Origin of the sequence: Burkholderia sp. 572 (genome assembly GCF_040545135.1) — a bacterium.
Classification (GTDB): Bacteria; Pseudomonadota; Gammaproteobacteria; order Burkholderiales; family Burkholderiaceae; genus Burkholderia; species Burkholderia cepacia.
Window position 1 is genome coordinate 65,573 of the sequence record NZ_JBEPLH010000020.1, and the last position, 14,630, is coordinate 80,202.

Consider the following 14,630-nt stretch of genomic DNA (forward strand, 5'->3'; position numbering starts at 1 on the left):
ATGCTGCACTGCACCGTATTCGTGAGGCAGTGCACCCCGACCGGGCGGCAATCGCACCGCCGGCGTGCCTGTTCACAGGTGAACCGCCGACGGCGATTTGCTTGGTCATCCGAAAAAGCACGACCGGTCACTTGTATAAAACGGACGCGGATGGCGGAAAAGGCAAAGAACGCGTCTAAATTCATCAATCCGCCGAAAATCCGAACGACAAGAATAGAGCCGTCGGCAGCCTTGTACGGGACGAGCGGGAAACCCAGGCAGGGCGGGCCTTGAGCTTCGGTTTCAGCCCCTTATTCTTCGTCACGGACGCACTATGTCGAACACCCAGCCTTTCTTCTCGCAGTCCCTTGCCGAGCGCGACGCGCCGGTGCGCAGCGCCATCCTGAAGGAACTCGAGCGTCAGCAGTCGCAGGTCGAGCTGATCGCGTCGGAAAACATCGTGTCGCGTGCCGTGCTCGAGGTGCAGGGCTCGGTGCTGACCAACAAGTACGCGGAAGGTTATCCCGGCAAGCGCTACTACGGTGGCTGCGAGTTCGCGGACGAAGTCGAGGCGCTGGCGATCGAGCGCGTCAAGAAGATCTTCAATGCCGGTTATGCGAACGTGCAGCCGCACTCGGGCGCGCAGGCGAACGGTTCGGTCATGCTCGCGCTGGCCAAGCCGGGTGACACGGTGCTCGGCATGTCGCTGGATGCCGGCGGCCACCTGACGCACGGCGCGAAGCCGGCGCTGTCGGGCAAGTGGTTCAACGCGGTCCAGTACGGCGTGAACCGCGACACGATGCTGATCGACTACGACCAGGTCGAAGCGCTCGCACACGAACACAAGCCGAACCTGATCATCGCCGGCTTCTCGGCATACCCGCGCGCGCTCGACTTCGCGCGCTTCCGCGCGATCGCCGACAGCGTCGGCGCGAAGCTGATGGTCGACATGGCGCACATCGCCGGCGTGATCGCCGCGGGCCGCCACGCGAACCCGGTCGAGCATGCGCACGTCGTCACGTCGACCACCCACAAGACGCTGCGCGGCCCGCGCGGCGGCTTCGTGCTGACCAACGACGAGGACATCGCGAAGAAGATCAACTCGGCCGTGTTCCCCGGCCTGCAGGGCGGCCCGCTGATGCACGTGATCGCCGGCAAGGCGGTGGCGTTCGGCGAAGTACTGCATGCGGACTTCAAGACCTACATCGACAACGTGCTCGCGAACGCCCAGGCGCTCGGCGAAGTGCTGAAGGCGGGCGGCGTCGATCTCGTCACCGGCGGCACCGACAACCACCTGCTGCTGGTCGACCTGCGCCCGAAGGGCCTGAAGGGTGCGCCGGTCGAACAGGCGCTGGAGCGCGCGGGCATCACCTGCAACAAGAACGGCATTCCGTTCGACACCGAGAAGCCGACCGTCACGTCGGGCATCCGCCTCGGCACGCCGGCCGGCACGACGCGCGGCTTCGGCGTCGCGGAGTTCCGCGAGGTGGGCCGCCTGATCCTGGAAGTGTTCGACGCGCTGCGCGCGAACCCGGAAGGCGACCACGCCACCGAACAGCGCGTGCGCCGCGAGATCTTCGCGTTGTGCGAACGCTTCCCGATCTACTGATCCGACCGACCCGACAATACTGGAGCCACTCATGGGCACGCTGCATCAAGACAGCATCATCATCGACGGTCTGAACATCTCGAAGTTCGAGAAGCCGGTGTTCGAAGACATGCGCCGCGGCGGCATCACGGCCGCGAACTGCACGGTGTCGGTCTGGGAGAACTTCACGAAGACCGTCGACAACATCGGCGTGATGAAGAAGAAGATCCGCGACAACAGCGAGCTGCTGACGCTGGTGCGCACGACGGAAGACATCTTCCGCGCGAAGAAGGAAGACAAGACCGGCGTGATCCTCGGCTTCCAGAACGCGCATGCGTTCGAGGACAACATCGGCTACATCGAGGCGTTCGCCGACATGGGCGTGCGCGTCGTGCAGCTCTGCTACAACACGCAGAACCTGGTCGGCACCGGCTGCTACGAGCGTGACGGCGGCCTGTCGGACTTCGGCCGCGAAGTGATCACCGAGATGAACCGCGTCGGCATCATGGTCGACCTGTCGCATGTGGGCGGCAACACGTCGTCGGAAGCGATCGCCTTCTCGAAGAAGCCGGTGTGCTATTCGCACTGCCTGCCGTCGGGCCTGAAGGAGCATCCGCGCAACAAGAGCGACGAACAGCTGAAGGAGATCGCCGACGCGGGCGGCTTCGTCGGCGTGACGATGTTCGCGCCGTTCCTGAAGCGCGGGATCGAGGCGAACATCGACGACTACATCGAGGCGATCGACTACGTCGTGAACCTGATCGGCGAGGACGCGGTCGGCATCGGCACGGATTTCACGCAGGACTACGCGAAGGAATTCTTCGACATGCTGACGCATGACAAGGGCCGTTATCGCCAGCTGACGAACTTCGGCAAGGTGATCAACCCCGACGGCATCCGCACGATCGGCGAATTCCCGAACCTGACTGCCGCGATGGAACGCCACGGCTGGAAGGAGTCGCGCATCCGCAAGATCATGGGCGAGAACTGGGTGCGCGTGTTCAAGGACGTGTGGGGCGCGTAAGCGCCGCGAACGCCGGACCGCCTCACCCGCAGCGATTCAACAACAAAAATCGGGACGTGCCCGCGCAAGCCGCGCGGGCACGCGGACGATGTCGCGCCCGCGCATTGAGCCGCGCGACCCATTTCCTCACGGAGTCACCACGATGCAACCGCAACTGCCGATCAACGTCGATCCCGATACCGGCGTCTGGACCACCGACGCGCTGCCGATGCTGTACGTGCCGCGTCACTTCTTCACGAACAACCACGTCGCGGTCGAGGAAGCGCTCGGCGTCGAAGCCTATGCCGAGATCCTCTACAAGGCCGGCTACAAGTCCGCTTACCACTGGTGCGACAAGGAAGCGAAGCTGCACGGCCTGACCGGCATGGCCGTGTTCGAGCACTACCTGAAGCGCCTGTCGCAGCGCGGCTGGGGCCTGTTCTCGATCATCGAGGCCGATCCGGCCGGCGCGCGCGCGAAGATCGAGCTGCGCCACTCGTCGTTCGTGCTCCAGCAGCCGGGCAAGGAAGGCAAGCTCTGCTACATGTTCGCGGGCTGGTTCGCCGGCGCGATGGACTGGGTCAACGACACGACGCAGGAAGGCAAGGGCGCACCGCGTGCGCAATCGAAGGAAGTGCAGTGCGCGGCCGAGCATCACGACCACTGCGTCTTCGAAGTGTCGCCGATCGCGCACTGATTCACCGCTACAGAACAACACCCGCAACACGAGACATTCGAACGCCAGAGGTCGCCAGCGATGCGTTATCCCCACCTGTTCAAACCCATGCAGCTGAACCAGCTGACGCTGCGCAACCGGATCGTCAGCACCGCGCATGCGGAGGTGTATGCCGAGCCGGGCGGCCTGCCGGGCGACCGCTATATCCGCTACTACGAAGAGAAGGCGAAGGGTGGCGTCGGCCTCGCGATCTGCGGCGGGTCGAGCCCGGTGTCGATCGACAGCCCGCAAGGCTGGTGGAAATCGGTGAACCTGTCGACCGACAAGATCATCGATCCGCTCACGCGTCTTGCCGACACGATGCACAAGCACGGCGCGAAGATCATGATCCAGGCGACGCACATGGGCCGCCGCTCGTCGTTCCACGGCGAGCACTGGCCGCACCTGATGTCGCCGTCAGGCGTGCGCGAACCCGTGCACCGCGGTAACGCGAAGATCATCGAGATCGAGGAAATCCGCCGCATCATCGGCGATTTCGCGGCGGCCGCGAAGCGCGTGAAGGCGGCCGGCATGGATGGCATCGAAATCTCGGCCGCCCACCAGCACCTGATCGACCAGTTCTGGAGCAAGCGTTCGAACCACCGTACCGACGAATGGGGCGGCAGCCTGGAAAACCGCCTGCGCTTCGGCATCGAGGTGCTGACGGCCGTGCGCGAGGCGGTCGGCAAGGATTTCTGCGTCGGCCTGCGCATGTGCGGCGACGAATTCCACGAGGACGGCCTCGATCACGAAGCGCTGAAGGAAATCGCGCAGGCGATGTCGGAGACGGGCCTGATCGACTACCTGAGCGTGGTCGGATCGGGCGGCGATACGCACAACACGATCGCCAACTGCATGCCGCCGATGGCACTGCCGCCGGAGCCGTTCGTGCACCTCGCGGCCGGCATCAAGTCGGTCGTGAAGATTCCGGTGATGCACGCGCAGAGCATCCGCGACGCGGGCCAGGCCGAGCGACTGCTCGCGACCGGCATGATCGACCTGGTCGGCATGACGCGCGCGCAGATCGCCGATCCGCACATGGTGATCAAGATCCGCGACGGTCGTGAAGACGAAATCAAGCAGTGCGTCGGCGCGAACTACTGCATCGACCGCCAGTACAACGGCCTCGACGTGCTGTGTATTCAAAACGCCGCGACGTCGCGCGAAGCGACGATGCCGCACATCATCGAGAAGTCGCGCGGCCCGAAGCGCAAGGTCGTGGTGGTCGGCGCGGGCCCGGCGGGCCTCGAGGCAGCGCGTGTCGCGAAGCTGCGCGGCCACGACGTGGTGCTGTTCGAGAAGAATGCCGAAGTGGGCGGCCAGGTGATGATCGCCGCGAAGGCGCCGCAGCGCGAACAGATGTCGGGGATCATCCGCTGGTTCGACATGGAAACGAAGCGCCTCGGCGTCGATCGCCGCCTCGGCGTGGCCGCCGACGAGAAGATGATCATGGCCGAGAAGCCGGACATCGTCGTGCTCGCGACGGGCGGGTCGAGCTTCACGTGGCAGGTGCCGGGCTGGGGCGTGGCCGAGGGCCTCGCCGTCAGCTCGTGGGACATCCTGACCGGCAAGGTCGAGCCGAAGCAGAACGTGCTGCTGTTCGACGGCGTGAGCACGCATGCCGGTGCGGGCGTGGCCGACTTCATGGCGAGCCGCGGCTCGAAGGTCGAGGTCGTCACGCCGGACGTGAAGGTCGCCGACGATTGCGGCGGCACGACGTTCCCGATCTTCTATCGCCGCCTGTATGCGTTCGGCGTGATCCCGACGCCGAACACGATGCTCGATCGCGTCTATGAAGAGGACGGCAAGCTGATCGCCGTGCTGCGCAACGAGTACACGGAAGAACTCGAAGAGCGTGCCGTCGACCAGGTGGTGATCGAGAACGGTTCGTCGCCGAACGACGAGCTGTACTGGAAGCTCAAGCCGGAATCGGTGAACCGCGGCCAGATCGATCCGCACACGCTGTTCGCGGCCGAGCCGCAGCCGTGCCTGTCGGAAGAACTCGGCAACGGCCGTTTCCTGCTGTTCCGTGTCGGCGACTGCATCTCGATGCACAACGTCCACGGTGCGATCTACGACTCGCTGCGTCTCGTGAAGGATTTCTAAAAGATGAACCCGTCCTTCCTCATTACCGCCCTGTTGTGGCTGTCGGTGGCGGGGCTCGCGTTCGCGGTCGCGAAGCGTTCGTCCTACTGGCGGCTCGGCCGCGCCACGGCGCCCGGCGCATTCGGTGTCGCGAACCTGTTCGCGATCCCGAAGCGTTATTTCGTCGACCTGCACCACGTGGTCGCCCGCGATCCGTACATCGCGAAGACCCACGTCGCGACGGCCGGCGGCGCGATCGGCGCGCTTGCGCTGGTGTTCATCAACTACGGCCTCGCGATCTACTCGCCGTGGCTCGACAAGCTGATCTTCCTCGCGGCGCTCGCGATGCTGGTCGGTGCGGTGTTCGTGTGGCGCCGGCGCGCGGCGAAGGACGTGCCCGCACGGTTGTCGAAAGGCCCGTGGAATACGCTGCCCTGGCTGCTCGGCTCGTTCGCGCTCGGCCTCGTGCTGTTCATGCTGGTGCCGACCGGCGCGATGTCGGGCGCGTTCGCGGTGCTCTGCGCGCTGCTGATCGGCGTCGGCGCATTCACGATGACGGTCGGCGCCGCGAAGGGCGGCCCGATGAAGCATGCGATCGCCGGCCTGCTGCACCTTGCCTTCCACCCGCGCCAGGAGCGCTTCGCGGCCACCCGTGAATCGTTCACGGGCAACGGCACGGCCACGCCGCCGACCGCGCTGAAGCTGCCGGACATCGAGCATCAGGAGTACGGCGTCGAGAAGCCGGTCGAATTCCGCTGGAACCAGCTGCTGAGCTTCGACGCGTGCGTGCAGTGCGGCAAGTGCGAAGCCGCGTGCCCCGCGTTTGCGTCGGGCCAGCCGCTGAACCCGAAGAAGCTGATCCAGGATCTCGTGGTCGGGATGGCGGGCGGCACCGATGCGGCGTACGCGGGCAGTCCTTCGCCGGGCCTCGCGGTCGGCCAGCATCGCGGCGAGCCGAACGGCCCGATCGTGTCCGGCCTGATCGAGGAGCAGACGCTGTGGTCGTGCACGACCTGCCGCGCATGCGTGCAGGAATGCCCGATGCTGATCGAGCACGTCGACGCGATCGTCGACATGCGCCGCAACCGCACGCTGGTGCACGGCACGGTGCCCGGCAAGGGCCAGGAAGTGCTCGCGAACCTGCGCGAGACGGGCACGATGGGCGGCTACGACACGGCCGCGCGCTACGACTGGTCGGTCGACCTGAGCGCGCCCGTCGCGCAGCCCGGCAAGCCGGTCGACGTGCTGTTCGTCGCGGGTGAGGGCGCGTTCGACATGCGCTACCAGCGCACGCTGCGCGCGTTCGTCAAGGTGCTGAACAAGGCGGGCGTCGACTACGCGGTGCTCGGCTCGACCGAGACCGACACGGGCGACGTTGCCCGCCGGCTCGGCGACGAAGCGACGTTCCAGCAGATGGCGAAGCGCCTGATCGGCACGCTCGGCACGCTGTCGTACAAGCAGATCGTGACGGCCGACCCGCACGTGATGCACAGCCTGCGCAACGAATACCGTGCGCTCGGGCTGCGCGTGACGGTCAAGCATCACACGACGTATCTCGCCGAACTGGCCGACAGCGGCAAGATCGCGCCGAAGGCCGTCGAAGCATTGAGCGAGAAGCGCACCACGTATCACGACCCGTGCTACCTCGGCCGCTACAACGGCGAGACGGAAGCGCCGCGCAAGCTGCTGAAGACGATCGGCATCCAGGTCGTCGAGATGGAGCGCAACGGCATGCGCGGCCGCTGCTGCGGCGGTGGCGGCGGTGCGCCGCTGACCGACATACCCGGCAAGCAGCGCATTCCCGACATCCGCATCGCCGACGCGCGCACGATCGGCGCAGACGTGGTCGCGGTTGCATGCCCGAACTGCACGGCGATGCTCGAAGGCGTCGTGGGCCCGCGCCCCGACGTGCTCGACGTGGCCGAACTCGTCGCCGCCTCGCTGGAGTGAATCGATGAACACGATCAAACGAATCGATCCGCGCCGGCCGTTCATCATCACGGCCGCGGGCCTGAAGCGCATCACGCTCGGCGAGGAAGGCAGCGCCGATGCGAGCGCCGCGCACTGGTCGGCGCACGGTCACGGCGCAGCGGCCGCGAAGCCGCGCCGCGCGGTGCAGGACCCGAAGCACGTGATGCTGGTGGTGGCGCACGGTGAACGTGGCGCGCTCGACGATCATTCGCGGCAGGCGATCGCCGCCGCCGCATTGCTCGCCGATGCGCGGACCGAAGTCGCGCTGCTCGCGTTCGGCGAACTGAAGGACGACGTGGCCGAACTGGGCGTCGACAAGCTGCTCGAGTTGACCGGCTTCGATCGCCGCACGTTCGATCCCGAAAGCGAACTGCAAGCATTGCAGGCCTGTGTGGCCGCGCTCGCGCCGAAACACGTGTTCGTGCCCGACAACGCGACGGGCGACGGCGATCTCGGCCGGCGCTACGCGGCGGCCGCCGGCGCGAGCGTCGCGACCCATGTCGTCGAGATCGACGCGAAGCATGTCGGCGCGTATGCGCAGGCCGGGCGCGCCTTTGCCACCCGTGCGCTGCCCGACGTGATCCTGCTCGCGCAGAACGCGGTCGACGCGAAGCTGCCGTTCGTCGGCGCGGGCGAGCGTCTCGCCGCCGACTTCATCCACTCGGCCCATGACGCCGCGCAGCCGTATCGCGATCTCGGCCTCGATGAAATCGACGCGGCCCAGGTCGCGCTCGAGGAAGCCGATTTCATCGTGTCGGCCGGCAACGGCGTATCCGACATCGGCGCGTTCGAGCGGCTGGCCGGCGTGTTCGGTGCGGCGATCGGCGCGAGCCGCGTCGCGGTCGACAACGGTCACTTCACGCGCGACAAGCAGGTCGGCGCGACCGGCAAGACGGTCGAGGCGAGCGTGTACATCGCGTTCGGCATCTCGGGCGCGGTGCAGCACCTGCAGGGGATCAAGGACTGCCGCCACGTGATCGCGGTGAACCTCGACGGCAGCGCACCGATCGCGAAACGCGCGAACCTGACGGTGGTGGGCGATGCGCAGGCGACGATCGCCGCGCTGATCGAGCAGGTGCAGGCCGCGCGCGCCGCGCGTGGAGAATCGCCGGCCGCGGTCGGCACCCGTGAACCGGAAGGAGTCGCCGCATGAACGCCCCCCGCCCCTTGCAACGCATCGCGGTGCTCGTGTCCGTCGGCCGTCATCCGGTCAGCGGCGTCGCGCGCTACAGCCGCAATGACGCGGCCGCGCTCGAAACCGGCCGCCAGCTCGCCGAGCGGCATCGCGCGAAGCTCGACGTGATCCATGCGGGCGATCCCGCGAACGCGGCGCTTGCCGAATATCTCGCGCTCGGCGCGCGGGAGGTCGAGGTGCTGGCCTGCCGCGACGGCGACGATGCCGTGCATGCGCTCGCCGCGCGTATCGACGGCTACGACCTCGTGCTGACCGGCACACGCGCCGAGGGCGCGTACGACACCGGCATGCTGCCGTATCGCATCGCCGCGGCGCTCGGCTATCCGCTGGTCGGCTCGGCCGTCGACGTGACGGTCGAAGGCGGCCGTGCGGCGGTCCGGCAATTTTTGCCGAAAGGGCTGCGACGCCGCGTGGACGCGGCACTGCCGGCCGTCGTCGCCGTCCATCCGCTCGCGAATGCCGAGCCGCGTTATGCGTATGCGCGGCTGCGCGCCGGCGCGATCCGGCCCGCGCTCGCGGCGCCCGGCGCGGACGCCGACGCGGCCGCGTGGACGGTCGGCCCGGTCGAGCGTAAACCCGTAAAGCTGGTCGCCGCCGAGAAGCGCTCCGGGCATGCCCGGATGCTGTCCGCGACGACGACCGAAAGCCGTGGCGGCAACGTCGTAAATGAAGGGAGTTCGGTCGAAAAAGCACAAGTGATCCTCGCGTATTTGCGCGAGCATCAGCTCATCGACTACTGATTTTGATGCCTGTCGGCAAGAACCCAGGGATGCAAGGAATCCGGAGCAAACGATGAAAGTATCGGCAGACATTCGTGCATTGATCGAGCGGCGCAAGGAAGGTTATAGCCTCGAAGCGCCGTTCTACACGAGCGAGGACATCTTCGCGCTCGACATGGAGGCGATTTTCCGCCAGCACTGGATCCAGGTGGCGGTCGAGCCGGACATTCCCGAGCCGGGCGACTACGTGACCGTGGAACTGGGAAGCGATTCGATCCTGATCGTGCGTGACGACGACATGGCGATCCGCGCGTTCCACAACGTGTGCCGTCACCGCGGCGCGCGCCTGTGCAACGAGGACAAGGGCTCGGTCGGCAACATCGTGTGCCCGTACCACAGCTGGACCTACAACCTGACGGGCCAGCTGATGTTCGCCGAGCACATGGGCGAGAAGTTCGACCGCTGCAAGCACAGCCTGAAGTCGGTCCACGTCGAGAACCTCGCCGGCCTGATCTTCATCTGCCTCGCCGAAGAGCCGCCGGTCGATTTCGCGCAGCTGCGCGCCGAGATGGAGCCGTACCTGCTGCCGCACGACCTGCCGAACACGAAGATCGCCGCGCAGATCGACATCATCGAGGAAGGCAACTGGAAGCTCACGATGGAGAACAACCGCGAGTGCTATCACTGCGTCGCGAACCATCCGGAGCTCACCATCTCGCTGTACGAATACGGTTTCGGCTACCAGCGTTCCGACGCCAACGCGGAAGGCATGGATGCGTTTGCGGAAACCTGCGTGCGGCGCGGCAAGGAGTGGGCCGAGATGGGCCTGCCGTCCGCCGAGATCGAGAAGCTGCTCGACGTGACGGGTTTCCGCACGCAGCGCCTGCCGCTCGATCGCCACGGCGAATCGCAGACGCTCGATGCGAAGGTCGCGTCGAAGAAGCTGCTCGGCGGCTTCGATAAGGCCGACCTCGGCGGGCTGTCGTTCTGGACGCAGCCGAACTCGTGGCACCACTTCATGAGCGATCACATCGTGACGTTCTCGGTGATCCCGCTGTCGGCCGGCAAGACGCTCGTGCGCACGAAGTGGCTCGTGCACAAGGACGCGAAGGAAGGCATCGACTACGACGTGAAGAACCTCACGGCCGTGTGGAACGCCACGAACGACCAGGATCGCGCGCTCGTCGAGTTCTCGCAGCGCGGCGCGGCCAGCAGCGCGTACGAGCCGGGCCCGTATTCGCCGTTCACGGAAGGTCTCGTCGAAAAATTCTCGGCCTGGTACATCGGCCGGCTCGCCGAAAAAACCGGCGCGTAGTACCCAGCACTGAAGCGGAGTTACAGATGATGCGAGATGCGGCCAACTTCGAGCCGACGGACAGCCGGGTCACACGCCCGGCGTTCTGGAGCGCCCTTCCCGAGCGCTGGACGAGCGACGTCGAGGAAACGCTGGTGTGCTGCCACGTGCGGCAGGAAACGCACGACGTGAAGAGTTTCTTCTTCCGTTCGCCGCAGGGCCGCTCGTTCTCGTTCGAGCCCGGGCAGTTCCTCACGCTCGAACTCGACATCGACGGCGAAACGATCAACCGCTGCTACACGATCTCGTCGTCGCCCGCGCGGCCGCACACGGTGTCGATCACGGTGAAGCGCGTGCCGGGCGGCAAGGTGTCGAACTGGCTGCACGACAACCTGCAGCCGGGCGCACCGGTGCGCGTGCTCGGCCCGGCCGGCGAATTCACGTGCGCACGACATCCGGCGCGCAAGTACCTGTTCCTGTCGGCGGGCTCGGGCGTCACGCCGCTGATGTCGATGAGCCGCGCGCACCACGATCTCGCCGAGGATCGCGACATCCTGTTCGTGCACAGCGCACGCACGCCGGACGACATCATCTTCGCGCGCGAGCTCGACCTGATCGCGTCGAACCACACGAATTTCCGCACGTCGTTCGTCGTCGAGCGCGTCGGCGCGCGCACCAACTGGCCGGGCGTCACGGGCTTCCTGACGCTGCCGCTGCTGAAGCTGATCGCACCGGATTTCATGGAGCGCGAGATCTTCACGTGCGGCCCCGCGCCGTACATGAAGGCCGTGCGCGACCTGCTCGACGAAGCCGGTTTCGATCGCAAGCAGTATCACGAAGAGAGCTTCTCGTTCGAAACGCTCGCGCAGACCGCAAGCGACGAGCTGCTCGCCGATCTCGCCCCGCCGGCCGAAGGCGCCGACACCGATACGAAGCAGTACACGGTCAGCTTCGCAAAGAGCAATCGCGAGATTTCATGCGGCTCGGAGCAGCACGTGCTGGACGCGGCGCGCCAGTCCGGCGTGCGGCTGCCGGCCTCGTGCACGCAGGGCATGTGCGGCACCTGCAAGGTGAAGCTCGTGTCGGGGCAGGTTGAAATGAAGCACAACGGCGGCATCCGCCAGCGCGAGATCGACCAGGGGATGGTGCTGCTGTGCTGCAGCAAGCCGCTGTCGGATCTCGTGATCGACAAGTAGTCGAAACTCGCCATCGGCTGTCCGGGCGCGTCGCGTCCGGACAAGCATCCGTCGGAAAACAACGATACCGCGGATTTGTGGTTGAAGAACCTAGAGAGACAACGCGCACGGTGCGCATTTCAAGGAGATCGACCATGAAGCTGTTCGGAAAACTGATGTGGACCGGCGCACTGTCGGCGATGGTGGCACTGAGCGCATCGGCGCTCGCCGATACGAAGCCCACGCTGAAGATCGGTTACGTCGAAGGCTGGGACGACAGCGTTGCGACGTCGAACGTCGCGGCGCGCGTGATCGAGAAGAAACTCGGTTATGAGGTGAAGCTCGTGCCGGTCGCTGCCGGCATCATGTGGCAAGGCGTCGCGCGCGGCGATCTCGACGCGACGCTGTCCGCGTGGCTGCCCGTCACGCACGGTTCCTACTGGGGCGAGTACAAGACCAAGGTCGTCGACCTCGGCGCGAACTTTCCCGACGCGAAGATCGGCCTGATCGTCCCCGACTACGTGAAGGCGAAGAGCATCGACGACCTGAATGCCGAAAAAGGCAGCTTCGGCGGCCGGATCGTCGGCATCGATGCGGGCGCGGGCGTGATGCGCAAGACCGACGAAGCGATCAAGAACTACGGCCTGAACTACACGCTGATGCCGAGCTCGGGCAGCGCGATGACGGCCGAGCTGTCGCGCTCGGTCGGCGCGAACAAGCCGGTGATCGTGACCGGCTGGGCGCCGCACTGGATGTTCGCGAAGTGGAAGCTGCGCTTCCTCGAGGATCCGAAGAAGGTGTTCGGCGGCGCGGAGCACGTCGACAGTGTCGTGAACCCGCAGCTCGAAACGAAGGCCAAGCCGGTCGTCGCGTTCCTGAAAAAATTCCAGTGGAAGCCGGGCGAGATCGACAGCGTGATGCTTGCGATCCAGAACGGCTCGAAGCCGGAAGCGGCTGCCGATGCATGGATTGCAGCGCATGCGGATCGCGTGAATTCGTGGACGGAAGGCGTGCAGTAAGCCGCGACGATTCGCCGCAATAAATAGACGAAGAGACAGTCCGGGATTGATCAGCAGGATAGCGAAATAATTGCACTGCGATGCGATCATATCCCGGAATTATTTTTTTGGTTCTGCAAAAAAGCCGGTAAGTTGTTACACTACGGCCCTTGTGCGGAGTCATCACAGGAGGAATTGGATGAGTCAGGCAGGACTGCGTGCGAACAGCACCAGTGATGTTGAGGCAACCATCTCACATGATTCGACGGGCCACACGCTGCATCGTGGCCTGACTTGGAAAGACGCTTTTTGGGTAACGAGCGGCGTGCCGGCAGGCGTGCTGTTCACGATCGGCGGCGTATGCGCGACGATCGGCCAGCCCGCGTGGGCGATCTGGATCGCCGCGATCACGATGGGGCTGATTCAGAGCGCGACTTATGCGGAAATATCGGGGCTATTTCCCCATAAATCGGGCGGCGCGTCCGTATATGGCGCGATCGGCTGGGTCCGTTACAGCAAGCTGATTGCCCCGGTTTCCGTGTGGTGCAACTGGCTCGCATGGTCGCCGATGCTCGCGCTCGGCTGCGGCCTCGCGGCGAGCTATGCGCTCACGAGTCTCTTTCCCGCCAACGCGGCGGTGCTGCACTGGCAGCTCAAGGTTGCGGATCTCGGGTTCATCAAGCCGGGTCTGTCCCTGCGGATCAATGCGACGTTCATCATCGCGACGATCCTGCTTCTCATCACGTTCAAGCTTCAACACAGCGGTGCATCGAAGGCGGCGCGCACGCAGCGCATTCTCGGCATCGCGTCGCTCACGCCGCTGTTGATCGTCGGCATCGTGCCGTTCGTCACGGGCGACGTGCCGATGTCGAACCTGCTCCCGCTGCTGCCGCTCGGTCACGACGCACACGGCAATCTCACGACCGCGACGTTCGGCTCGTGGAACGGGCAGGGCGTCACGATGGCGCTCGGCGCGATGTTCATGGCCGGCTGGGCATCGTACGGCTTCGAGACGGCCGTCTGCTACACGCGCGAATTCCGCGACCCGCGCCGCGATACCGCCAAGGCGATCTTCTGGTCGGGCGCGCTGTGCCTCGTCGTGATGACGCTCGTGCCGATGGCGTTCCAGGGGGCGCTCGGCACGCAGGCGATGCTCGATCCGTCGATCGGCGACGGCACCGGCGTCGCGGCCGCGATGGCGAAGATCGTCGGCGGCGGCGCGTGGGTCGCGAATGCGGTCGTCGTGATGCTGATGCTGTCGATCCTGCTGATCGTGATGACATCGATGATGGGCTCGTCGCGCACGCTGTACCAGGCATCGGTCGACGGCTGGCTGCCGAAGTACCTGTCGCACGTGAACGAGCACGGCTCGCCCACGCGCGCGATGTGGACCGATCTCGGCTTCAACCTCGTGTTGCTGATGATGTCGGACTACATGACGGTGCTGTCGATCTCGAATGTCTGCTACATGCTGTTCGTATTCCTGAATCTTCAGTCGGGCTGGATCCACCGGATGGATCGCGGCAACTGGGATCGACCGTTCCGCTGCCCGACGTGGCTGCTCGTCGCCGGCTCGATCTGCGGCTACGCGAACCTCGTCTATGTCGGCGCGGGCGCGAACCTGCAGGGCGAAGGCACGCTGCGCAACGGGCTGATCGCGATGCTGCTGATCGTGCCGGTATTCCTGTTCCGCCATTACTGGCAGGATCGCGGCCGGTTCCCCACGCAGATGCAGCGCGACATGGAACTCGAAGTGCCGAAGCGCGCGATGTGGCTGAACCTGATGCCGTATGCGGCGCTGGTCGGGGCAGGATTGACGATCTGGTTGTCGTATTACTTTGCGTGGGTGAAGTGACGCGTCAGGCCGTGTAACAGTGCGCGCCGCCCGGAAACCGCACACGGGTGGCG

At 65.6% G+C, this 14,630-nt stretch carries 11 protein-coding genes; all 11 read left to right on the forward strand.

The features are described 5' to 3' along the window. Positions 1-313 precede the first annotated feature (313 nt). The 11 genes from ABIC51_RS30800 (at position 314) to ABIC51_RS30850 (ending at position 14,577) form a co-directional block, all read left to right on the forward strand. On the forward strand, positions 314-1,588 hold the full coding sequence (locus ABIC51_RS30800; RefSeq protein ID WP_354006764.1) for a serine hydroxymethyltransferase: 1,275 nt from the start codon (positions 314-316) through the stop codon (positions 1,586-1,588). Between the two features lie 31 nt (positions 1,589-1,619). Further along, a complete protein-coding gene (locus ABIC51_RS30805) occupies positions 1,620-2,591 on the forward strand; it encodes a dipeptidase (RefSeq protein WP_027789731.1) in 972 nt (323 codons plus the stop codon). A 142-nt stretch (positions 2,592-2,733) separates the two neighbouring features. Continuing rightward, positions 2,734-3,267 carry a DUF5943 domain-containing protein gene (locus tag ABIC51_RS30810; RefSeq protein WP_175897695.1) on the forward strand — a complete coding sequence of 178 codons (534 nt, stop codon included), beginning with the start codon at positions 2,734-2,736 and terminating at the stop codon, positions 3,265-3,267. A 60-nt stretch (positions 3,268-3,327) separates the two neighbouring features. Then, on the forward strand, positions 3,328-5,391 hold the full coding sequence (locus ABIC51_RS30815; protein ID WP_021160633.1) for an NADH:flavin oxidoreductase: 2,064 nt from the start codon (positions 3,328-3,330) through the stop codon (positions 5,389-5,391). A 3-nt stretch (positions 5,392-5,394) separates the two neighbouring features. Further along, positions 5,395-7,320: a (Fe-S)-binding protein gene (locus ABIC51_RS30820; protein ID WP_027789729.1), complete on the forward strand. Its 1,926-nt coding sequence runs from the start codon at positions 5,395-5,397 to the stop codon at positions 7,318-7,320. Between the two features lie 4 nt (positions 7,321-7,324). After that, the gene (locus ABIC51_RS30825) at positions 7,325-8,494 is read left to right on the forward strand and encodes an electron transfer flavoprotein subunit alpha/FixB family protein (protein WP_175897694.1); all 1,170 of its coding nucleotides are present in this window, start codon (positions 7,325-7,327) and stop codon (positions 8,492-8,494) included. Beyond that, positions 8,491-9,276, forward strand: a complete 786-nt coding sequence (locus ABIC51_RS30830) for an electron transfer flavoprotein subunit beta/FixA family protein (RefSeq protein WP_059525208.1) — start codon at positions 8,491-8,493, stop codon at positions 9,274-9,276. The genes ABIC51_RS30825 and ABIC51_RS30830 overlap by 4 nt, the downstream gene beginning before the upstream one ends. Positions 9,277-9,328: 52 nt before the next feature. Then, on the forward strand, positions 9,329-10,570 hold the full coding sequence (locus ABIC51_RS30835) for an aromatic ring-hydroxylating oxygenase subunit alpha (RefSeq protein ID WP_146254166.1): 1,242 nt from the start codon (positions 9,329-9,331) through the stop codon (positions 10,568-10,570). Positions 10,571-10,596: 26 nt separating this feature from the next. Next, complete coding sequence (locus ABIC51_RS30840) at positions 10,597-11,745, forward strand: FAD-binding oxidoreductase (RefSeq protein ID WP_060349665.1); 1,149 nt, start codon at positions 10,597-10,599, stop codon at positions 11,743-11,745. Positions 11,746-11,879: 134 nt separating this feature from the next. Beyond that, positions 11,880-12,743, forward strand: a complete 864-nt coding sequence (locus ABIC51_RS30845; RefSeq protein ID WP_027789725.1) for a glycine betaine ABC transporter substrate-binding protein — start codon at positions 11,880-11,882, stop codon at positions 12,741-12,743. A 178-nt stretch (positions 12,744-12,921) separates the two neighbouring features. Then, positions 12,922-14,577: a trimethylamine N-oxide permease gene (locus ABIC51_RS30850; RefSeq protein WP_027789724.1), complete on the forward strand. Its 1,656-nt coding sequence runs from the start codon at positions 12,922-12,924 to the stop codon at positions 14,575-14,577. Positions 14,578-14,630: the final 53 nt, after the last annotated feature.